Below are 22131 nucleotides of genomic sequence, written 5' to 3' on the forward strand. Positions count from 1 at the left end.
GTCAGCGTACCTGCCGGATCAACAAGCCAAGAAAGAAGGGCGCGCCGACGGCCGCCACGAAGATGCCCGCTGGCAGATCCAGCGGCAGGAACAGCGTGCGTCCCAGCAGATCCGCCAGCACGACCATCGCGCTGCCGATCACGCCCGCCATGACGATCTGTGCCGCTCCCGGCCCGCGCACCAGGCGCCTCGCCAGATGTGGCGCCACCAGCCCGACGAAGGCGATGGCGCCGCCCCAGGCGACCGCGATACCGGCCAGCCCCGCGGCCAGCAGCGTCAGCGCCCCCCGCAGAAGTTGCACGCGTACGCCAATGCCCACCGCGAGCGCATCGTCCAGCGGCGCGAGCAGCGCGAAACGGGTCAGCGGCACCATCACCAGCAAGGCGCTGACGAACCACGACGCCAGTTGCGACACCTCGGTCCAGTTGCCACCGTAGACGCTTCCGGTCAGCCAGACGTAGGCCGATAGCGTGGTGGACAAGGGGCTGGACGCCAGCATGAACATCGTCACCGCCGCCAGCATGGCGGAAAGCCCGATACCCATCAGCACCAGGCGCAATGGCGTCACCCCCTGTTGCCAGGACAGCGCGTACACCAGCCCCACTGCCGTGAGCGAACCGCTCGCCGCCGCCAACGGCAGCCAGGCGCTGCCAAACGTACCGGCGAGAAAGGCCAGATAACCAACCGCCGCGGCGCTGGCCCCGCCGGTCACGCCCAGGGTATCGGGCGACGCCAGAGGATTGCGCACCACCTGTTGCAGCAACCATCCGGAGAGCGCCAGCGCACCGCCCGCCATGGCGCCCAGCAGCGTGCGCGGCAGACGCAGTTGCCATACGATCAGGCCGAGATCGCTGCCTGGCGCCGACAGCGCCGCTGCCAGCTCACGGGGCGCCAACGGCACCTTGCCGAGCGACAGGCATGCCACGATGGCGAGCCCCAGCAGTAGCGAGGCGATCGCCACGCGACGCCACGGTCGCCAGACGAATACGCGGGAAAAACCGCCGATTCGTAACGCGCCGGTCTCAATCATTCAGGTGCCCCTGACGTCTGATCAGCCCCATGAATAGCGGCGCACCGACCAGCGCGGTCATCACGCCGATCGGCACCTCGCCGGGCAGGATCAGGGTACGCGCGGCGATGTCCGCCAGCAGCAGCGTCGTCGCCCCCACCAGTGCGGCAGCGGGCAACCAATGGCGATGATCCGGTCCGGTCAGCCGCCGCGCGACGTGCGGCACGATCAAACCGACGAAGGCGATGTTCCCCGCCATGGCCACCGCCGCGCCGGCCAGCACGACGATCAGCGCCACCGACACGCCCTGAAGCCTCCCCACCCGCACGCCTGCCCCCACGGCGATCGACTCTCCGGCGGCCAGCACATTCCACTGTCCCGACAGCGGCCAGCACGCCAGCAGGGCCACCAACGACAGCAGCATCAACGGCCAGACCTCCGATAGCGGCCGCGCCGACACCGATCCGGCCAGCCAGAACAGCACTGAGTCCAGGCCCTGCTGGTCAACCACCAGGAGCGCCTGACTGAAGGCGTGAAACAGCGCGGTAAGCGCCGCGCCGGCCAGAATCAGGCGCAACGGCCCCGCCTGTCCGGGACGGCCCATGGCGATCCACCACACCGCCGCCGCCGCCAGCGCGGCACCGCCGAAGGCACCGGCACTGACCAGCCAGACCGGCAGCGCACCACCCAAGGTGACGAGCAGCACCACCACGAACAGCGCCCCGGCGTTGATGCCCAGCAACCCGGGAGACGCCAGCGGATTGCGCGTCAGCGTCTGCATGATGCCGCCCGCCATACCGAGCCCCGCGCCGACGATCAGCGCCACCAGCGTACGCGTCAGGCGTGTTGTCCGGATCAGCAGATCGTCGACATCGGTGGCCGAGGGTGACCAGAGGGCATGCCACACCTTGACCGGCCCCACCCAGTGCGCGCCGGCCATCAGGCTCAGCACGAACGCCACCGCCAGCCCCGACGCGAGCCACCCCAGCCGCACCCTCACGAGCTCTCCCCTGCGGACGCCAGCCAGGCGTCCAGATCGTCGAGAATGGCGAAAACACCCAGAATTCCGCCGGACAGGCTCCAGGCAACCGGATCGACCTCCCAGACACGCCCGTGGCGCACCGCCGACAGACGCTGCCATAGCGGATGCTCGCTCAAGCGTCGATAGTGGGCCTCGGCGGACTGGCCGCGACGACGCAACACGAAAAAGACATCGGCGTCGATCGCCGGCAGGCTCTCGACGCCACCTAACTGCAGCATCACGCCAGATGACGCTCCCGAAACCCGGTCCCACTGGAAGCCGAGTTCGGACAGGAGCGACCCGCCGAAGCTCGCCGCCAGATAGCTGCGAATCTCGCCGGCGCGAACGTCGAGCAACGACACCGTCAGCGGCCAGCGATCGCCGAAGCGACGCTCCAGCCGTCGCCGCAGCAGCGCCAAGCGCCGCGTCAGCGTACTCGACAGCACCGCCGCTCGCGGCTCCCGCTGCAGCGCCCGTGCCATGGCGTCGAGCGTGCGACGGTACCGGTAGATATCGTCGAGCATCAGCACCGGCGCCAGCGCCGACAGCAGCGGTTCGATGCGCTGGTGCCGGAACCGCGAAGCGACGATCAGATCGGGAGCCAGCAGCGCAATGTCCTCGAGACTGGGCTGAGTCTCGAGCCCTACCAGCGTGACGCCGGACAGTGCCGCCCGCAGATAGGGATAGATCGGCTTGTCCTGCCACGACTCCACCACCCCGACCGGCGTCACGCCAAGCGCCACCGCGGTATCGGTAGCGCCCTGGAATAGCGTCACGATGCGTGGCGAGGAAGCGTCGTGCTTGTCGCCAGCGGCGAATGCCACACCGGGCGCCGCCCCCAGGGCCAGCGCCATGACCAATAGTTCGCGTCGCGTCATTGGGCCCTTGCCTGCCACCGATCCCCAGGACCAGGTCGCTTGCCGCGCCATTTAGAAGTCGACACTGTAGCCCACGGAGAGCGTCCGTCCGCGACCGGCGAAATAACGGTCGTTCATGTAATCCGAACTGGGGCTGTCGAGCGCACTCTGGGAGTAATAGGTGATGTACTGCTTGTCGAACAGATTGGCGATGCCGACGTTCAGTTCGCCCACCGGCAACTGGTAACCGACGGCGGCATCGACCAGCGTGTAACCGTCGAAGTCGGTATCCCAGCCATTGGCGCTATCGTCGAAGCTCTTGTCGAAAGCGTGGTTGACCTGCAGGAACGAGGTCCATTTCGGCGACCATCGCGCGGACCAGCTCGCGATCAAACGGTCTGGGGCGACGTTGAGGCCATTGAGTCTGGAATCGAGCGTGCCGTTGTCGTCGCTGTCGTAGCGTCCCCGGGTATGGGAGTAGGCCACTCTTCCCGAGTGCCTGTCGGTGAACTCGTAGCCGACGGAAGCTTCGATGCCCTCGATTTCGGTCTCTTCGCGTTGCATCACGAAGGCGTCGTCCCGTGTCGTCAGGCGCGTGCCGAAGTCGGACGATGAAACGTAGTACGACAATTCGGCGTTCAGACGACCATCGTCGTAGCGCACACCGGTTTCGATGTTGTCCGTGACGATGGGGCGCAGATTCTCGAAGCTGTCGACCGATTGACCCGGCGTATTGATGCCACGCAGCACGCGGCCGACGTCGGGGATCGAAAACCCTTCCGAATAGTTGGTGAACAGGCTCTAGTTGTCGATGGGGCGCCACACCACACCGGCGTTGTAGAGCGTCTCCTCGAAGTCGGGCGAGCCGCCCTCGACATCGATCCCGCCGTTGGCGGCTACCGTCCGGTAACTGTCGATATCGAGCTTGGCATACTCATGGCGCGCGCCGGCCGAGAGGGTCACCGACTCGATCGGGCTGAAGTCCACCTGCACGAACGGTGAGATATCGGTGTACCGGATCTCGGGCACGTAGGTTCGATCCGTGCTCCACAGGGACTGCTCTGTCTCGTCGCGCATCACGTCGAGGCCCAGCGTCAGCTTGATGCGGTCGTCCCACAGTCCATCCTTGGTCAGCGACGTCTTGAGCCCGTACTTCTGCGTCTCCGCCATGGTCTGGTCGTAGAGCGTGCCTACCGGCGCGATGCTCGGATCCTGGAACGACCCGGAATTGGTGGCCCCGAACAGCGATTCGTAGTCCTGGTAGAACGCCAGCACGTTCAGGTGCATGCCGGCCAGATCGTAGTCGTCCCAGGTAACGCCGGTGGTCCAGACCCTGTTGTAGGGCGCAGACCCTTCCGGCTCGTCACGCTTCGAGGTGGTGGGCACCCCGTTTTCACGATCGCCCGGGACGCTGACGTAGTGGTTCTGCCCCTCGAGACGATAGTGATTGACGCTGAGCTGCAGCCGGCGGTCATCGTCGAACCAGTAGGCGACCTTGCCGAACACGTCGTAGGCGTCGGAATCCATCAGATCGCCCTGGGTATTGTCGACGCCGATGGGATCGCCATCCCCATCCACGTAGCGCCCCTGATCCTCGTAGCTCAGCGAGAAGAGATAGTCGAGGGCGTCCTTGTTGCCACTGACGCCGTAGTTGGTGCGATAGCTGGTGGTGTCCCCGTTCAGCTCCGACGTCGGCGTGGTCACCTCGGCTTCGAAGTGCTGATTGAACGAACCCGGCTCGGGTCGCTTGGTGATCAGGTTGATGACGCCACCGGCAGCGCCCAGGCCATTGGTGGCGTTCGCCCCCTTGATGACCTCGATGTGATCGATCATCGAGAAGTCGATGGTGTGCAGCTCGCGCCCGGTGGGGCGCAACGGATTGGATTGCGGAATACCGTCGATCATGACCAGCGGCGCCCGTCCGCGCAGCGTCTCGCCACTGCCGCTCATTTTCTGGCGCGGGGGCGAATAGTCCGGCAGCAGATTGCTGAGCATCTCCGACGAGTCAGAGGTGATCCGCTGCTGCTGTTCGAGCTCCTCGCGCGTGATCACGCGAATCACCTGCGGCGAGTCCTGTCGCTCCGCACCGGAGCGCGTCGCCGTGATGACCATCGTTTCGTTCGAGACGTCCGCCGCGGTGGAGGCGGCATCGGCCGCCAAGACCTGCGCCGCCGCGCCCCACCCCGCCGATATCAGCAACGTTCCCAGTAATACCCTCTCGCCGTTCATCCGCATGATCCGCCTCTCGCCGATTTTCTCGTCGTTATTTTTTCAACCCTCGCCCCGCGCCAACTCGCCGCGGGGGATGGCGGCGCATTATTGCAAACAATATGCAAACGCACAAAATAACAATAACCATTCTCATATGACAAACGGTGACGGGATCACGCAATCGTCATCTCCATGAGCTAGTTTTCACGCCTGAGCCCCGGCATTGGGACGCTTGAACGTTTGCGGTCCTCATTCCGACGGTTCAGCTTGACGACGGCCCCCGCGTAGCCGAAGGTCAACCCTTGGCACGGCGTCCCATGGCCGCGCCTGCATTTCCCCGGTGTGACCCGTAGCGCTTCGATGCTCAGCGCCGCGACAGGGGAGCTCTCTATCACTTGAACATGGATTGTTGGCGAGTGCCGCAGACGGTAGTCGCCGGAGACCTCGACGCAATGACTCAGAGTGTGACCGCGCCAGCCAGCGACGCCCCCCGTTACATCGCGCATCGCGGCCTGTCCGCACGCGCCCCCGAGAATACCCTGGCAGCGGTTCAGGCCGCGCACGACGCCGGCTGCCAGTGGGTCGAGCTGGACGTTCAGCTGCTTGGCGACGGTACCCCCGTGATCTGGCACGACGCCGGTCTCAAGCGCTGTTCCAATGGCCGTGGCAAGCTGGTGAAGCTGGATGCCGAGAGTGCCGCCAAGCTGGATGCCGGCAGCTGGTTCGGCGCGCAGTATCGGGGCGAGGCCATGGCGACCCTGGAAGCGATGCTGGCATTGATCAAGCGACTCGACATGGGCCTCAATCTGGAACTCAAGGTTTGCCGCGGCCGTAATGCCATCGAACTGGTGCAGGCCGCCCTGCCACCGACCCTGGAAGCGCTGCCGGCGGAGAAGCTGATCGTCTCCTCGTTCGATCGCCACGCCCTGACGGCGGCGCGGGCACTGGAATCCGATCCCGACCGCCTGCGCCTCGGGGTGCTCGACGACAAGGCCCCCAAGCGCTGGTGGCTGGAGACCGAGCGGCTTTCCGCTTACAGCCTGCATCTGGACTGGCGCAAGCTGAAGATCAAGCGGGCCCAGGAGATCGCCGACGAGGAGATCAAGCTGTTCTGCTACACCGCCAACGACCCGGTCACCTTCGAGAAGCTCTGGGACTGGGGTGTCGACGGCGTGATCAGTGACGATCCCACGCGTTTCGTCTTCCACGCGGAAGGGGCCGCCGCACGCGCGTCGAATACAAAAAGCGCCTGATACACCCGCCAATTAGGGCCTTTGGCCGCGCCTCATCGCGCATAAGATGGGCACCATGCCCGTTTTCCAGGTCGCGAGCCGTTCATGAACCCATCCACGCTCATCGGCATCATCGCCAGTGCTCTGCTACTGGCGACCGTCGTGCTGTTCACCGCCCAGGCCCCAAGCAGCTTCTTCAACCTGCCGGGGCTGGCGATCGTGCTCACCGGCACGCTGGCGGCCAGCTTCATCAGCTACCCGCTGCGGGAGATGCAGCGGCTGTGCCGCCAGATCGCGGTGGTGTTCCGACGCGAGCCCCAGGCCAGCGAGCTGGAGAGCGATCTCGAGCAGTTGATCGAAATGTCGCGCCACTGGAGCCGTGGCAATATCCGCGCCATCGAAGGCGCGCTGGAAAGCACGACCAATCCCTTCCTGCGTACCGGCATACAGATGGTGATCGCCAATACCCGCGAGGAGGAGATCCGTGAAATGCTGCGCTGGCGCATGGTGCGGGTGAAGGCCAAGGAGCGCACCGAGGCACAGATCCTGCGCACCATGGCGGTCTACGCGCCGGCGTTCGGGATGCTGGGCACGCTGGTCGGGCTGATCAACATGCTCGAGGTGATCCAGGCCGGCGACCTGGCGGTGATCGGCCCGCGTCTGGCGGTGGCACTGATGTCGACCTTCTACGGCATTCTGCTGGCCAACCTGCTGTTCAAGCCGGTCGCGGTCAAGCTCGAACGCCGCACCGAGGCCCGGCTGATGGCCATGACGCTGCTGCTCGAGGGAATCATGATGGTCAGCAAGCGTCGCCTGCCGGCTTTCATCGAGGAGGCGCTGAACACCTACCGCGCCGAACACCGCGACGAGATGCGCGATGTGCGACGCCCGCAGCCCGCCGACGCCGCGGCCGAATCCGCATGAGCCTGGCCGCGATCTCCCCCGGCGGCCCCTTCTCCGACCTGCTGTTCGACGACGGCCCCTTCGACGACGCCGGACGCAGCAGCGAGAGCGATTCCTGGCTGATGAGCTACCTCGACATGCTCATGCTGCTGATCACGTTCTTCGTGCTGATGCTGGCGCTCTACGGCGGCCAGCTCGTCGATCGCGACCTCGAAACGCCCGCGGTCACGGCCCTGCCGCTACAGATTCCCGCGACAAGACCGCCCGCCCCTCTCCCGGCGGCGACCGTCGGTGAATTCTATCGCCCACCGCGACAGCTCGCGCCTGCGCCGCTGGCCAGCGATGCCGGCTTCTATTCGCCCGGCCCGGCCGCCGCTCCCGAGAAGAGGGTGGCCACGGTCCCGATGGTGTTCAGCGTGCCGTTGTTCGACCTGCCCGATCCCACGCCCGCCGCCGCGCTACCACAGATCGACGGCGTCGAGATAACCGCGATCCCCCATGGATTCAACCTGCGGATCCAGGATCACCTGCTCTTCGACAGCAGCGCCGTGGGGCTGAGCGACAACGGTCGACAGCTGGTCGAACGACTGATCCCGACACTTCAGGCATTCAAGGGCACCATCTCGGTCGAAGGCCATACCGACAGCGTACCGATCTCGACATCGCGCTTCCCCTCCAACTGGGAGCTGTCGGCGGCGCGGGCCTCGGCGGTGGTACGCGTGCTGCGGCTGGCCGGGATCGACGGCGACCGGCTGCGGGCGATCGGCTACGCCTCGACCCACCCCCTGGCCAGCAACCACACCCCCGCCGGGCGCGCCAGCAACCGCCGGGTGGAACTGGTACTCCAGGAACCCGACTCGCCGACACCGTAGCGATTCGCCCCGGGCCGCTGCGCCCGTCTCCCCCGGGATGTCATCGGCCAGCATGCCGATCCTGAATTCACTTGTGGGGAGGAAGCTGCGACAATCCGGCCCGTCGAGAGACGTGTGCACGGGAAGCGGGTGAGAACCCCGCACTGCCCCCGCAACGGTAGTTGCGTCAGACACCACCAGGATGCGCCGCCAGGCCATCCAGCCACTGTGATCCACCGGATATCGATTCGAAAGAATCCGCTTCAAGGGAACGTCCGGAATCGTGGGAAGGCGTGTGTGTCGGATGACCCGAGGGTCGTCGCGCGAGAGTCCGGAGACCGGCGCGTTTCTCTTCACTGGTTGATGCGGAGGGCTCATCCAGTGGCGACCCTGCCTGCCCGAGCGAACCGACGCCTGTGGCGGGTCTCGTCACGTCCGTCCTCCCATTGCGTCTTGGTCAGGATTCAACGCCATCCCACCGTCCAAGTCACGGCGGTGCTCGGTGACGCCACGCAGTTGGGGATCACATCACATGCGTTACAACAAGAACGCCGTCGCCTCGGGTGTCGCGCTCGCGGTCGCCATGACCGCGCTGTCCGCCCACGCCCAGCAGGCGCCGGCTCAACGACAACAGCAGCTCGACGACGTCCAGGTCACCGCCAACCGCCTGCCGCAGTCGCAGACGGACGTCTTGGCCAGCACCACCATCATCGATCGTGCCGAGATCGAGTGCAGCCAGGCGGATAGCGTGGTCGAGCTGCTGCAGAACCGCGCCGGCATCGAGGTCGTGCAGACCGGAACGCCAGGCGGACTGACGACGCTGTTCATGCGTGGCAGCGAGTCCGATCACACGCTGGTGCTCGTGGATGGCGTGCGAGTGGCCTCGGCGGCCAGCGGCGGCGCCAGCCTGGAGTTCTTGCCGGTCGAGGCGATCGAGCGTATTGAGATCGTGCGCGGCCCGCGTGCTGCAACCTACGGCTCGGACGCCATCGGCGGCGTGATCCAGGTCTTCACTCGAAACGGCGGCGACGGCACGCATGGCTCTCTCGACCTCAGGGCTGGCGAACATGGCACTGCCAAGCAGAGTGCCTACGTCTCCACCGGAGACGCCGACACGCGTCTCAACGCGACGCTCTTCCATCGCGACAGCGACGGCTTCAACGCCACCGCTTCCGACACCAGCGGGGAGCGCGACGGCTTTCGCCGCGCGGGCGGACAGCTGGGTCTGGCCCACCGCTTCAACGATCGTGTCGACCTGAACCTGAGCGCGATGCGCGAAGACTTCGATGCCGACTACGACAGCTGCTCTTTCCCGGCTTCAGCAGACTGCAGAAGCGAAGGTTATCTCCAGACCTTCGGTGCGCAACTCGATGTCTCGCTCGATACCGACTGGGACATGATCCTCACCGGTGGTCACTTCGACGAGCAGCGCGACGAGCATCACGATGGCGTTCGCAACAGCACGATCGAGTCGCATCGCAATGAGGTCGGCCTCCAGCATCGCTTCAAGCGGCGCGATGGCGTTGACTCTCTCGGCGTCGATTACCGCGAGGAACGAATCGACTACGAGGACTACGCCGGCGGTTCGAGCTATCAGAAAGACAGCCGGGAGAACTACGGCATCTACGGCACGATGCAGCGGCGCTACGGTGACCACGAGCTCACGGGGTCCCTGCGCTACGACGACGACTCGCGCTTCGGCGACAAGACCACCGGCAACGTCGGCTACGCCTACCACCTGACCGCTGCCCAGCGTATCGGGCTGAGCTACGGTACCGCGTTCAAGGCACCAAACCTGATTGATCTTTATGGCCCTTACGGCACCAACCCTGACCTGGACGCCGAGACGTCCAAGACATGGGAAGCCTTCTGGGCCGTGGATCAGCAGGCGTGGAACGCCAGGGTGACGGCGTTCGAGAGCCGGATCGACGATCTGATCACTTACGACGAAGCCACTTTCGTTCCCTATAACGTCAACGAATCCAGGATTCGCGGCGTCGAGCTGAGTGGCGGCTGGGAGCATGGCGGTCTCGATCTTCGCGCCAGTCTCACCTATCAGGACCCGGAGAACCGCGAGACCGGCGAACGACTCCAGCGTCGTGCCCATCTCTTCGGGCGCCTGGATGCCGACTACGCCCTGGCGAGCTGGTCCGTCGGCGCCACCCTGCGCGCTGCAGGCGACCGTCGCGACGTGCAGTTCACGTCACCCTACGGCGACACCACCACGGCCGGCTACGGGGTGATCGATCTGCGTACCTCCTGGCAGGTCGCAGCGGATGTCGAGTTGATGGCCAAATTGGCCAATGCCCTCGACAAGGATTACCAACTGGCGAACGGTTACAACACCGACGACCGCTACCTGGAGGCTGGCGTGAAGCTCAGCTTCTGACTGCCTTTCGCATTCAGCGGCGCCGACTCCCCGGCGCCGCTGCCTCTTCCCTCTTCCCTCTTCCCTCTTCCCTCTTCCCTCTTCCCTCTTCCCTCTTTAAACAGCTTTCTCTCTCGTCGTTCCCAGTGATACTGTATATATAGACAGCTTTCACAGGAGTCGCTGGCATGACGTCTCCCTCCAGGCCTACCGCCCCATGAAAGGCCGCGGTGCGACCTACAATCCCGACAACCGTTTCCAGCCCACCCACAGCACCCGGGAAGACGACGGCTGGTGGCAGGAGGAGCTGCCGCCCCGGATCGCCACCCAGGTCCAGTTCGAGGCTCCCCGTACGGCGCTCTCCTGGAATCAATCGCCGGATCTGGGCTTCGATCGCTCGCTCAATCCCTATCGCGGCTGCGAGCACGGCTGCATCTACTGCTACGCCCGGCCCAGCCACGCCTACTGGGATCTCTCTCCCGGGATCGATTTCGAGAACCGACTGATCGCCAAGACCGGCATGGCGGACCGGCTCCGCGAGGAGCTGTGCAAGCCCGGCTACGCCTGCCGGCCCATCAATCTCTCCGGCAACACCGACTGCTATCAGCCGATCGAGGCCAAGCACGGTACGACGCGCTCGCTGCTGGAGCTGCTGCTGGCGTGTCGCCACCCGGTCACGCTGGTGACCAAGAGCGCACTGATCCTGCGCGACCGGGAACTGCTGGCCGAGATGGCCCGCCAGCGCCTGGTACGCGTCTTCGTCAGCCTCACCTCGCTCGACAACGAGTTGAAACGCACCCTGGAGCCGCGCACCGCCTCACCCGCGGCGCGCCTCAAGGTCATCAGGGACCTGCACCAGGCCGGAGTGCCGGTCGGCGTGCTGGTGGCGCCGGTGATACCCGCCATCAACGACAGCGAAATCGAGACGCTCCTGGCCCGGGCCGCCGATGCCGGCGCCCGAACCGCCAACTGGACGCTACTCCGCCTGCCGCGCGAGGTGGCGCCGCTGTTCGAGGCCTGGCTGGAGGAGCACTATCCGGAGCGCGCGGGCAAGGTGATGAGCCTGATTCGCCAATCCCGCGGGGGCCAAAGCAACGACAGCCGCTTCGGCCATCGCATGCGTGGCGACGGCCTGTTCGTGGACATGATCGGCCAACGCTTCCGCCGTGCCGCGAAGCGGCTGGGAATGGGACAACGGGCGGACATGGGGCTCGATACCACCCGCTTCCGTGCGCCTCACGCCCAGCAGGACCTGTTCGGCTGATTCTCGAGCATCGGCCACCACGCGGAGGACGCCCTTGGTTGGAATGTCCTCCCCGCGACTATCGCTTAAGATTCCTTTAAGTCTGGCTCGCGACCATGGCGGAACTCCGCTCGCGCGCTCCGCGACACGATCAATCGAGCCAGACCGGAACTGCCTGGGCCACACATCCTGCGAGACGGGTGATGTCGAGCGCCCAGGCAGCCGGTCAGCTCGCCAGGGAATTACCATCAATGCGCTCACCACTTCACTCCCCCCTGCTCTCGATCCTGATACCGGCCAAGGACGAGGCCGGCAATCTACCCGGCCTGCTCGACGAGATCGAGCGGGCGCTGGCCGATATCGACCACGAAGTGATCGTGGTCGACGACGCCTCGACCGACGGCACCTGGGATCTGCTGGAACGACGCGCGGCGCGGTCCCCCCGCCTGCGTCCGATGCGCCATGCGCTGAGTGCGGGGCAAAGCACCTCCGTCTGGCAGGCAGCCAGGGCCGCGCGAGGCGTCTGGCTCGGCATGCTCGACGGCGACGGCCAGAACGATCCGGCCGACCTGCCCAGGCTGTTCGAGCGCGCTCGGCGTGGAGATGTGGCGCTGGTCGCGGGTCATCGCATCAATCGTCGCGACGACTGGATCAAGCGCGTCTCGTCCAGGATCGCCAATCGCGTACGCTCGGCGTTGTTGAACGATGCCACGCCGGATACCGGTTGCGGATTGAAGGTGGTGCGTCGCGACGCCTTCGTGTCGCTCCCCTATTTCGATCATATGCACCGCTTCCTGCCGGCACTGATACGCGCCCAGGGCGGCAGGTGCGTCTCCGTCCCGGTCAACCATCGCCCACGGGGAGCCGGGGAATCGCACTACGGGCTGAACAACCGGCTGTGGGTCGGGCTGGTGGATATGGTCGGGGTGATGTGGTTGCGCCGACGTAGCCGGCTGCCGGCGGCCTGCGTCGAGCTGCCGGAGGCGATGACGACGCCGAGCGGCGATGCAACGGCCGGTCAACGGCGCCCCGATGGCGAGGAGGCGACATCATGAGCCAGGAGTGGGTATGGGTGACCATCGGCTTCATCGGGCAGGCCCTGTTTTCGGCCCGCTTCATCATCCAGTGGCTCGCCAGCGAGCGCGCCAGGCGCAGCATCATCCCCGTCGCCTTCTGGTTCTTCAGCCTCGGCGGCGGTGCCACGCTGCTGGCCTACGCGATCTACCGCCGCGACCCGGTGTTCATCGCCGGCCAGGGGGCCGGCCTGGTCATCTACGTGCGCAATCTGATGCTGATCCGGCGGGAAAAGCACCAGGCTAGCGTCCCGGAAACTCCCTCGAATTCCTGAACGAGACCTCGCTCATGCGGCGCTTCCTGTCCGATCCCTCGCAGGCCCACTATCGTCGTGCCTGGCTGCTGTTGCTGCTTTTCGCCATCGTGCTGCTGGGCCTCGGTATCGGCCTGCGCGACCCCTGGCCGGCCGATGAACCGCGTTTCGCGCTCAACGCGCTGGAGATGCTGCGCACCGGGCAGTTCTGGTTTCCGCACCGTGGCGGCGAGCTCTATCCCGACAAGCCGCCGCTGTTCATGTGGGCATCGGCGCTGAGCATCTGGCTGACCGGCTCCGTGCGCTGGGGTTTCCTGATTCCCACCACCCTCGCCAGCATCGGCACCCTGCTGTTGACGGTGGATCTGTGTCGTCGGCTGTACGGTCGGCGCATCGCGCTGATGTCGGGACTGGCGCTAGTGAGCGCGGTCCAGTTCGTGCTGCAGGCCAAGACCGCCCAGATCGACATGATGCTGACCTTCTGCACCACCCTCGCCACCTATGGCCTGCTGCGCCACGCACTGCTGGGGCCGGCCCGGCGCTGGTGGCTGGTGGGCTGGGTGGCAATGGGACTGGGCATCATCACCAAGGGCGTCGGTATCCTGCCATTGACGCTGCTCCCAGCCTGGCTGTGGATGACCTGTTCCGGACATTCCCGCCCAAGGGTCACACCCATCACGCTCAAGGATGCGGTCCGGGGCATCGCTGCCATGGTGCTGTGCATCGCCGCCTGGGCCGTGCCGATGATCGTCATGTCGACCTGGGGGGACGACCCTTCACTGGCGGCCTACCGGGACAACATCCTGTTCAAGCAGACCGGCCAGCGGTACGCCGACTCCTGGGCCCATCTCGAACCCTGGTACTACTATCTGGTGAGCGTACTGCCCTGGGCGTGGATGCCGTTGATCCTGGCGTTTCCGTGGGCACTGCCCGCCTGGTGGCGCCGGCTGCGGCGGTCCGATCCGCGAATCCTGCTGCCACTCAGTTCGGTCGTGCTGATCGTCACCTTCTTCTCCCTCTCGCCCGGCAAGCGCGGCGTCTACATGCTGCCGACCTTGCCCCTGCTGGTGTTGGCACTGGCTCCACTGCTGCCGGGGCTGGTCACCAGAAAGCGTCTGCACTGGCTGGGTTTCGGCCTGCTGGCGCTGCTGGGCGGTGTGCTGTTGGCCGCGGGTGTGCTCGGCGCCGCCGGCCTGCCCGCGCTGGCCAAGGTCGCCGAGCGTCACGCCGTGTCCCCGTGGAGCTGGTGGATCGTGATCGGTGCCATCGCGGCCGGACTGCTGGTCGTCCTGCGCCCTCGTCGCGGACTCTGGGCGCTGACCCTCTGGCTGGTGGTGTTCTGGGTGAGCTGGTCGACCTGGGGCTACGCGCTCCAGGATCACGCCCGCTCGCCACGTGACATGATGGCCCGGGTCGAGGCGATCACCGGCACCGACGCCTGGCTGGCGATGCCGGACTTCGACGAGGAGTTCCTGCTCCAGTCGCGCCAACCCAGTGTTCAATTCGGCGACAAGACGCCCGCTCGACAACAGTTTGTGCGCGCTTTTGCATGGCTGCAGCAGGAAGATGACCGCTGGATGTTGGCGATGAGGCGCCAGGCCGAGGACTACGCCTGCATCGACCGCGCGCGGATTCATGACATGGGCATTCAGAATGGGGACGACTGGTGGCTCGTCCCGGCAGCCGCGGTCGGTCGGTGCCAGGGCAATGCCGACGCGGCACCGCTATTCGTGGCGCCCACTACGCTGCCGGACGACACCGGCAGCGCGCCTCGCGTATGAGAAAAGCGACAGCGAGAATGCCATGACACGCTGCATCGTGACGGCGAATCAAACGACGGCGTCCAGCCAATCCAGCCGCACCGCCAGCCCGCCACCGTCGCGGTTGGCGAGAGAGAGGCTCAAGCGCTGGCGCTCGGCGATCTCGACGGCGATCGACAAGCCCAGACCGCTGCCGCTGATGCGCTGATCGGAGGCCCGCTGGAAGCGTTGAGTCACGGCTTCCAGCATCGATTCGGGGATTCCCGGTCCGGAGTCGGCGATGCTCAGCCACGGGCGCTGCTCGTCGATCCCCATGGTCACGACAACCCGACCGCCCGATGGGGTGTAGCGCAGTGCGTTGTCCATCAGGTTGCGGATCAGGATTCCCAGCTCGGTGGCGTTGCCCGTCACGCTGACGGGGTCGCCCTCGACGATCTCCAGTTCCTGCTGCTGGGATTCGGCCAGCGGCCACAGGTCGGCAGCCAGGTCCATCACCAGCGCCGACAGCGAGACCGGCTCCGGAGCCGGTCGCTCCTGATGGATATCGAGCCGGGCCAGCAGCAGCAGCTGTTCGACCACGCGCTGCAATCGTTCGATGCCGCTGTAGGCCTTGTCCAGTGCGCTGGGTTCGCCGAAGCGGGCGTTGTCCAGGTGAATCTTCATCGCCGCCAGCGGTGTTCTCAACTCATGCGCGGCGTCCGCGGTAAAGCGTCGCTCGCGCTCCAGCGTCTGGCCGAGTCGATCGATGAAGTCGTTGAGCGCACCGCGCAGGGTCTGCAACTCCCGGGGCACCGCCACCCGAATTGGGCTGAGGTCCTTTTCGTCCCGGGTCTGTACCTGGCTGGACAGATGCCCGATCGGCGCCAGGCCGCGCCGGATCAGCCGCGCGGTCAGCCAGATCAGAATCGGCAACGCCAACAGCAGCGGCACGAAATTGCCGAGTGCAACCTTGTTGGAGAGCTCGTCCTGAAACGCTTCCCGCAGCCCGACGCTCAGCCAGCGTCCGCCCTCGATCGGCATGCTGAATACTCGCCAGCGGTGGCCGTCGAAGCGCTGCCAGCGATATCCTGTCTCACTCGGCGCCGGAAAGGCCTCCTCCCCGTGCCAGCGAGGCCCCATCAGAATCGGTCGATGCTCGGCATCCCAGAAGCCCAGCGACAGCATGCCCTCTTCGTGAATGTAGCGTTTCGGATTGCCGATCTTGTCGATGAGGCTGCCGGTCTGGCCATACCAGCGGGCGAAATGGCCAGGCTGCGAGAGCTGCTCCGCGATCGCCGAGTACGTTCGCGGCGTGGTGTCGGTATCGACGAGTGCCGACACCACGCGCGCCTGCAGGCTCAACTGGGCGTCGAATATCTCTTCCATCTCGTGTCGGGTGATCAGGTAGGCGGCGGTCACGGCCAGGGCCATGACCAGGATCAGCACGCCAGCGAGGGTGAAATTGAGATAACGGCGAATCGATGTCATGCCACGCGGCTATCCAGACGATAACCGATGCCTCTCACGGTGGTGATCAGATGCTTGTCGAGCTTGCGCCGCAGGTGGTGGACGTGAACTTCCAGCGCGTTGGAGCCGACCTCCTCGCCCCAACCATAGAGCAGACTTTCCAGCTTGGGCCGGGACATCACCTTGTCGCTGTTTCGGGCCAGCTCGAGCAGTAGCGCGAATTCACGACGCCCCAGAGCGATCGTATCGCCTCGCCAGCTGACCTCGTGCTGCGATTCGTCGATGATCAACTGTCCAATCGAGAGCAACTGGGTCGAACGCCCCTCGGCGCGCCGGGTCACGACCCGCATCCGCGCCAGCAGTTCCTGCAGGTCGAACGGCTTGAGCACGTAGTCGTCGGCGCCCGCGTCCAGCCCCTGAATACGCTGCTCGACGGCATCGCGGGCGGTCAGAATCAGGACCGGTATCGGATAGTGGCGGCGCATCTCCTTCAGCACCGCCAGCCCATCGATGTCCGGCAGCCCCAGGTCGAGTATCACCAACGAAAAGGGTTCGACCCGCACCGCTTCCAGCGCATCGCGACCTTTCATCAGCCAATCGACGACATAGCCCTCCCGGATCAGGGCCGTTCGGATGCCGTCACCCAGCAGGGGATCGTCTTCCACCAACAAAACGCGCATTGCGGTTTCCGTCCTGGTTCATCCATCGAGATCCGTGAAATCCCATCCGTACAGCGTCATTGAGACACACCTACCTTAACGATTTCTTATCGCATCGCGCCCTCATGATCATGGCGCCAGGTTGCCAGGCCCGATGCCGACCGTCTTCCTTGCAGGATAATGTTTCGTTAAGACACCGGCGCCACAGTAGCGGCTCACAGCCATGTCGGGACCCATCGCGTGATCATTACCCAGAAATCTTCCCACTCGTCCTACCCGCGACGACTGGAGGCCAGCCACCGGGACGTCATCGTCATCGTCCTGCTGTGGACCCTGTCACTCGTCTGCGCGCTGGCCAGACCGCTGCTGCCGATCGACGAGACCCGTTACGTCTCGGTCGCCTGGGAGATGTGGCAGGCCCACTCCGCCTGGCTTCCGCTCATGAATGGCGCAGCCTACGCCGACAAGCCGCCGCTGCTGTTCTGGCTGATCCAGTCGGGTTGGACCCTGTTCGGTGTCAGCGACTGGTGGCCCAGGTCGATATCGCCCCTGGCCTCGCTGGTCGCGATGATCCATCTCTATCGAATAGCGCGCCGGTTGGGTTACGCCGGCAGTCAGGCCCGACTGGCGCCGATGGTGCTCGCCGCCATGCTGATGTGGAATCTCTACGCCGGCGCGCTGATGTTCGACGTGCTGCTGAGTGCCTGCCTGCTGGGTGCCATCTCGCCACTGATCGCGGGTCAGTTTACCTCGCGCAAGGCTACCGTCAGCGGACTATGGCTGGGATTGGCGCTGCTGGCCAAGGGGCCGGCGGCCTTCGTGACACTGGCGCCGATTCTACTGTCGATCCCGCTCTGGCGCGCTTCGCCGTTGGGCGGACCCGGTCGGCGGCGCCTGGCCTTCGCCATGGCGCTAGGGTGCTCGATGCTGCTGGCCTGGGCACTGCCCGCCGCCTGGCTGGGCGGCGCCGACTACGCCCGGGACCTGCTCTGGGGCCAGAGTGTCGATCGCCTGCAGCATGCCATGGCCCATGCGCGCCCGACCTGGTGGTACCTGCCATGGCTGCCTCTGCTGACCTTCCCTTGGCTGCTGTGGCCGGCCGGATGGCCACGCCTCCCGAAGCATCGCCATCAGCGACTGGCCTGGATCTGGTTGATCGCGCCGCTGCTGATCTTCTCCATGATCAGTGGCAAGCAGATCCACTACCTGATGCCGTTGCTGCCCGCGCTGGCACTGCTGGTCATGGACCGGCTGGGCCAGGTCGATCCTCGCAGGCCGTTCCGGCCACGGGCGGCCGCGGTGGCGATGGCACTCCTGGGCCTGACAGCGCTCGGCCTGGCGGGGTTCGGCCGCGACGAGGCCGTCGGCTCGATGATTTCGCCGTTCGGCGCCCTCGCGCTACTCGCCTTCGCCGCCATCGTGTGGCGGCAACGCTGGCACGGCGCTGCGCAGACAATCCGCGGCCTCTCTCTCGGCACGGCTGTCGCCGTGTTGATAACGGCACAGCTGATGCTGGCCCCGCTGTGGAGCCGCTATGACATCGACGCCCCGGGCAAGTTACTGGCCAGACTGGAAGCCGCCGGTGTCCCGGTAGCCTTCGATGGCGACAACTATCAGGCCACCTTCCAGTTCGCCGGACGCCTGAAAAAGCCGCTCGTCACGCTGTCCGGCGACCCGGCCGATCTCTGTCGGTTCCGCAGCCAGGCGCCGTCGGGATGGGTGGTGGGTCGAGATCGCGATCTGCGACCGCTGATCGCCCAGGATAGCGCCGCCCACGTGTTCGATTATCGCGGTGGGAAGCTGGATGTCGTGCCCGTCACCGCACTGTCATTTAGTCCCCGGCTGTCCGCTTGCAACTGGTAACATTCACCAGAGATTCACCGGCCCGAGCGGTGAAGATTCTTTCAATACAGGGACCAGCATGAAAATTCTCGTCACCGGCGCGGCCGGATTCATCGGCTTTCACCTCGCCGACCGCCTCGCTCGCGAGGGTCACAGCGTCGTCGCGCTGGACAACCTCAACGACTATTACGCCGTGTCACTCAAACAGGCACGCAGGGAACAGTTGTCGGGCATTCCTTTCCACCGCGTGGATATCGCGGATCTCGACGCGCTGGAGACGCTTTTCGCGCGCGAGCGCTTCACCCATGTCATCAATCTCGCGGCGCAGGCCGGCGTGCGCCACTCCGTGGAGCATCCCCACGAGTACGGTCGCAGCAACCTGACGGGATTTCTCAACCTGCTCGACGTGTGCAAGCGACACGACATCGAGCATCTACTCTACGCCTCCTCCAGCTCGGTCTACGGGCGCCAGAAGACGCTCCCGTTCCGGGAAACCGATCCGGTGGACCAGCCCGCGTCGATCTACGCCGCGACCAAGCGCGCCAACGAGATGATGGCCTACAGCTACGCCGACCTGCATCGACTGCCCGCCACCGGGATGCGATTCTTCACGGTCTACGGCCCGTGGGGACGCCCGGACATGGCACCCTGCCTGTTCGCGGCGAACCTGCTGCGTGGAGAGCCCATCGACATCTTCAATCACGGTCGCATGGCGAGGGACTTTACCTACATCGACGACGTGGTCGAGTGCATCTTGCGGTTGCTGCCCCACGCACCCCGGCCCGATGCCGACCGCTCCGCGCCCCATGAGATCTACAACCTGGGTCGCGGCAAGCCGATCGCCCTGCTCGACTTCGTCGATACGCTGGAACGACGCCTGGGGACCACCGCCACGCGGCATTTCAAGCAGATGCAGCCAGGTGACGTCGAGCGGACCTGGGCGGATACCCACAAGCTGAGGTCGGTCATCGACTATACCCCCCGGGTTTCCCTCGAGCAGGGTATCGACCGATTCGTCACGTGGCTGATCGACTACCGCGGGCTGATGCTGGAGGCCATGGCCGCTTGAGGCGAGTCGGCGGTCGTCGAACGGGAGGCGTTGGCGTAGCATCTGACAAAATCCCCGAGTGACGAGTCGACGCATGCCACTGAGCAAGACCCGAACCAGCTTCTATCGACGACTTTACGTCGCCCTCCTGATCGACGCCGGTCTCGCCGTCAGCGTGCCGGCCATCGTCGAGCTCAGTGGCATGCCACGCCGCACCGCTCAGGATACCCTCGCCGCGCTCGCCGAGCTCGACATCCACTGCGAGTTCGAGCAGGCCCAGGGAGAGCGCCATCAGATCGGGCGCTACGTGATCCGTGACTGGGGCCCCATTTCTTCGACCTGGGTAAATGACCACGCCGAAGAGATCGCCAGCGCCCTGGGATATCCGCTGCCCAGGCCGTGAGTCCGCCGCCGCCAAGCCCCCCCGATCGCCATCAACCGGAGTCCCCATGAACGATCGCCAGCAGCGTCACCAGCAAGCCATGCAGAAGCTCAAGACCCACGTCGACGAGAAGGTCGCCGCCGCTACCGAGCAGCGGGGCCTGCTGCTGGTCTTCACCGGCAACGGCAAGGGCAAGACCACGGCGGCGTGGGGCACGGTGACCCGGGCGCTGGGCTACGGCTACCGTGTCGGCGTGATCCAGTTCATCAAGGGGCTGTGGGAGTGCGGCGAGCGCGAGCGGCTGATCGAGGATCCCCAGCTCGAGGTCCACGTCATGGCCACGGGCTTCACCTGGGATACCCAGAACCGCGACAGCGACACCGCCGCCTGCCTCGAGGTCTGGCGGGAAGCCGAGCGCCTGCTCGCCGATCCCGAGCTCTACCTGGTGGTGCTCGACGAGATCACCTACATGCTCAAGTTCGGCTACCTCGACATCGACACGGTCAAGCGCGCCATCGCCGATCGCCCGCCGGAGCAGAGCGTCATCGTCACCGGGCGCAATGCCCATCGCGAGCTGGTGGAGATGGCGGACACGGTCACCGAAATGCAAGACACCAGGCACGCCTTCGATGCCGGGATTCAAGCGCGCCGCGGCATCGACTACTGAGACTCAGCCTGACAACGGCGGCGCTCGATCAGGCGCCCCCTTCACCTTGCGATGCGCATCGGCCAGTGCCTGACATACCTCCCGCACCGCCTGGATCATGCGCGGTCCGGGCCGGCTGATGGCGTCTCGATCGACGGTGTAGAGCGCGCCGTCGCGCACCGCCGGCAATTCATCGTGGTGTGCCCAGAACGCTTTCCAGCGGTCGTCGGCACCGGCTGCCAGGATGACCTCCGGCTGCGCCTCGAGCAGCGATTCCCAGCCAATCTGCGGCACCAGTACGGGTGCCTCCTCGAATAGCGGCTCGCCGCCGCAGTGACGAATGATCTGGGTCACGATCTGGCCGCCGGCCAGCGTGGTCAACGGCGACTGCCCCAACTGGTAGAAGACCCGCGGCTCTGGTGACAGCGTCTGTGAGCTGCGTTGCAGCGCCCGCTCGAACCGCGAGGCCGCCTTCTCCCCGGCGACGTCATGGCCGCTGAGCCGGCCGATATCGCGCAGGTCGTCCGCGATCTGATCGAGCTTTCTCGGTTCACTGCGATAGACGGGAATCTCCAGGCGCTCGAGCTGCTCGATCAGCGATGCCGGCGTGCCGCTGCCCCAGACCAGCACCAGATCCGGCCGTTTGGCGACGACCAGTTCGATGGGGATACCACGGTAGCTGCCGACCCGATCGATATGTGCCGCCGCCGGCGGGTAGTCGCTCCCCTCGATGGCCCCGACCAACTGCCCGCCGGCGTCGACGGCATAGCTCATCTCCACCAGGTGCGGCGCCAGCGCGACGATGCGCTCGGCGGGCCGGGACAGGGTGACGGTGCGGCCGCTGTCGTCCTCGACGCTGATGGCGTCGACCTCCGCCATGGCGTGCAGCGGCAGCAGCGCCGCACCGACGGCGGCGATTACCGGCCGCCACGGCACCTGCGACATCACGGCGTCCAGCAATGGGGAAAGAGAGCGCATCATCGGTTCTGCGAGTTGGGCTAAAGGTGCCGGCGAGCATAGCATGGGAACCGAAGGACGCCTGAGGCGTCCATACAGCGCCCACATCTTGCGCGACACGCGTTTTTCGATAGAGGAAGTGCCATGTCTCACGACGCTCTGATCAATCGTTCAGCTCACTCTCACGCCGCATCCCGTGGCAGAAGCCTGGCCCGGAACCTGGGCCTCGGGCTCGCCGGGGTCGTGGCGACCATTGCCCTGGCCACGCCGGCGCTCGCCGACAAGACGCCACATCAGCTCCACGTCCAGGCCAATGCCACGATCGATGTCGCACCGGATCAGGCGACGCTGAATGCGCGACTGTGGGAG

19 protein-coding genes, 2 pseudogenes and 1 riboswitch are annotated in these 22131 nt (G+C 65.7%); of the genes and pseudogenes, 14 read left to right on the forward strand and 7 right to left on the reverse strand.

Annotation, left to right across the window (positions count from 1 at the left end):
• Position 1: 1 nt before the first annotated feature.
• The 4 genes and pseudogenes from Q0602_RS01825 to Q0602_RS25305 all read right to left on the reverse strand — a co-directional run bounded on the left by Q0602_RS01825 (position 2) and on the right by Q0602_RS25305 (position 4999).
• A complete protein-coding gene (locus tag Q0602_RS01825) occupies positions 2 to 1030 on the reverse strand; it encodes an iron chelate uptake ABC transporter family permease subunit (protein ID WP_298838033.1) in 1029 nt (342 codons plus the stop codon).
• Positions 1023 to 2009 (reverse strand): iron ABC transporter permease, encoded by a 987-nt coding sequence (locus tag Q0602_RS01830; protein ID WP_298838036.1) that lies wholly within the window; start codon positions 2007 to 2009, stop codon positions 1023 to 1025. Before Q0602_RS01830 ends, Q0602_RS01825 begins: the two co-directional genes overlap by 8 nt.
• Positions 2006 to 2908, reverse strand: a complete 903-nt coding sequence (locus Q0602_RS01835) for an ABC transporter substrate-binding protein (RefSeq protein WP_298838039.1) — start codon at positions 2906 to 2908, stop codon at positions 2006 to 2008. Before Q0602_RS01835 ends, Q0602_RS01830 begins: the two co-directional genes overlap by 4 nt.
• Before the next feature lie 51 nt (positions 2909 to 2959).
• A pseudogene (locus Q0602_RS25305) lies at positions 2960 to 4999 on the reverse strand (TonB-dependent receptor).
• Here Q0602_RS25305 and Q0602_RS01850 point away from each other — a divergent pair.
• The 9 genes from Q0602_RS01850 (at position 4989) to Q0602_RS01890 (ending at position 14803) form a co-directional block, all read left to right on the forward strand.
• Complete coding sequence (locus Q0602_RS01850; protein ID WP_298838044.1) at positions 4989 to 5294, forward strand: hypothetical protein; 306 nt, start codon at positions 4989 to 4991, stop codon at positions 5292 to 5294. The pseudogene Q0602_RS25305 and the gene Q0602_RS01850 overlap by 11 nt on opposite strands.
• 256 nt (positions 5295 to 5550) lie before the next feature.
• Positions 5551 to 6351 (forward strand): glycerophosphodiester phosphodiesterase family protein, encoded by an 801-nt coding sequence (locus Q0602_RS01855; RefSeq protein ID WP_295036411.1) that lies wholly within the window; start codon positions 5551 to 5553, stop codon positions 6349 to 6351.
• A gap of 84 nt (positions 6352 to 6435) precedes the next feature.
• The gene (locus Q0602_RS01860) at positions 6436 to 7254 is read left to right on the forward strand and encodes a MotA/TolQ/ExbB proton channel family protein (RefSeq protein ID WP_298838048.1); all 819 of its coding nucleotides are present in this window, start codon (positions 6436 to 6438) and stop codon (positions 7252 to 7254) included.
• The gene (locus tag Q0602_RS01865) at positions 7251 to 8105 is read left to right on the forward strand and encodes an OmpA family protein (protein WP_298838051.1); all 855 of its coding nucleotides are present in this window, start codon (positions 7251 to 7253) and stop codon (positions 8103 to 8105) included. Before Q0602_RS01860 ends, Q0602_RS01865 begins: the two co-directional genes overlap by 4 nt.
• Before the next feature lie 83 nt (positions 8106 to 8188).
• A riboswitch (cobalamin riboswitch) is annotated at positions 8189 to 8446 on the forward strand.
• A gap of 170 nt (positions 8447 to 8616) precedes the next feature.
• On the forward strand, positions 8617 to 10473 hold the full coding sequence (locus Q0602_RS01870) for a TonB-dependent receptor (RefSeq protein ID WP_298838054.1): 1857 nt from the start codon (positions 8617 to 8619) through the stop codon (positions 10471 to 10473).
• A gap of 196 nt (positions 10474 to 10669) precedes the next feature.
• Positions 10670 to 11716: a PA0069 family radical SAM protein gene (locus tag Q0602_RS01875; protein WP_298838057.1), complete on the forward strand. Its 1047-nt coding sequence runs from the start codon at positions 10670 to 10672 to the stop codon at positions 11714 to 11716.
• A 230-nt stretch (positions 11717 to 11946) separates the two neighbouring features.
• Complete coding sequence (locus Q0602_RS01880; RefSeq protein ID WP_298838064.1) at positions 11947 to 12750, forward strand: glycosyltransferase family 2 protein; 804 nt, start codon at positions 11947 to 11949, stop codon at positions 12748 to 12750.
• Positions 12747 to 13043 carry a lipid-A-disaccharide synthase N-terminal domain-containing protein gene (locus Q0602_RS01885; RefSeq protein ID WP_295036417.1) on the forward strand — a complete coding sequence of 99 codons (297 nt, stop codon included), beginning with the start codon at positions 12747 to 12749 and terminating at the stop codon, positions 13041 to 13043. Before Q0602_RS01880 ends, Q0602_RS01885 begins: the two co-directional genes overlap by 4 nt.
• Before the next feature lie 14 nt (positions 13044 to 13057).
• Positions 13058 to 14803: a glycosyltransferase family 39 protein gene (locus tag Q0602_RS01890; RefSeq protein ID WP_298838070.1), complete on the forward strand. Its 1746-nt coding sequence runs from the start codon at positions 13058 to 13060 to the stop codon at positions 14801 to 14803.
• Positions 14804 to 14851: 48 nt separating this feature from the next.
• Here Q0602_RS01890 and Q0602_RS01895 read toward each other — a convergent pair whose 3' ends face one another.
• On the reverse strand, positions 14852 to 16249 hold the full coding sequence (locus Q0602_RS01895; protein WP_298838073.1) for an ATP-binding protein: 1398 nt from the start codon (positions 16247 to 16249) through the stop codon (positions 14852 to 14854).
• The gene (locus Q0602_RS01900; RefSeq protein ID WP_298838076.1) at positions 16246 to 16908 is read right to left on the reverse strand and encodes a response regulator transcription factor; all 663 of its coding nucleotides are present in this window, start codon (positions 16906 to 16908) and stop codon (positions 16246 to 16248) included. The genes Q0602_RS01895 and Q0602_RS01900 overlap by 4 nt, the downstream gene beginning before the upstream one ends.
• Positions 16909 to 17127: 219 nt before the next feature.
• Here Q0602_RS01900 and Q0602_RS01905 point away from each other — a divergent pair, with 219 nt between their 5' ends.
• The 4 genes from Q0602_RS01905 (at position 17128) to cobO (ending at position 20826) form a co-directional block, all read left to right on the forward strand.
• A complete protein-coding gene (locus Q0602_RS01905; protein WP_298838079.1) occupies positions 17128 to 18750 on the forward strand; it encodes a glycosyltransferase family 39 protein in 1623 nt (540 codons plus the stop codon).
• A gap of 58 nt (positions 18751 to 18808) precedes the next feature.
• Positions 18809 to 19798, forward strand: coding sequence for an SDR family NAD(P)-dependent oxidoreductase (locus tag Q0602_RS01910; protein WP_298838082.1), 990 nt, complete (start codon positions 18809 to 18811; stop codon positions 19796 to 19798).
• Between the two features lie 73 nt (positions 19799 to 19871).
• Positions 19872 to 20180 (forward strand): winged helix-turn-helix domain-containing protein, encoded by a 309-nt coding sequence (locus Q0602_RS01915; RefSeq protein ID WP_298838085.1) that lies wholly within the window; start codon positions 19872 to 19874, stop codon positions 20178 to 20180.
• A gap of 46 nt (positions 20181 to 20226) precedes the next feature.
• The gene (gene cobO / locus Q0602_RS01920; RefSeq protein WP_298838089.1) at positions 20227 to 20826 is read left to right on the forward strand and encodes a cob(I)yrinic acid a,c-diamide adenosyltransferase; all 600 of its coding nucleotides are present in this window, start codon (positions 20227 to 20229) and stop codon (positions 20824 to 20826) included.
• A gap of 3 nt (positions 20827 to 20829) precedes the next feature.
• Here cobO and Q0602_RS01925 read toward each other — a convergent pair whose 3' ends face one another.
• A complete protein-coding gene (locus Q0602_RS01925) occupies positions 20830 to 21783 on the reverse strand; it encodes a cobalamin-binding protein (RefSeq protein WP_298838092.1) in 954 nt (317 codons plus the stop codon).
• A gap of 123 nt (positions 21784 to 21906) precedes the next feature.
• Between Q0602_RS01925 and Q0602_RS01930 the strand changes: the two are divergent.
• A pseudogene (locus Q0602_RS01930) lies at positions 21907 to 22131 on the forward strand (hypothetical protein); the annotation flags it as partial.

Origin of the sequence: uncultured Salinicola sp. (genome assembly GCF_937921195.1) — a bacterium.
Lineage (GTDB): Bacteria > Pseudomonadota > Gammaproteobacteria > Pseudomonadales > Halomonadaceae > Salinicola.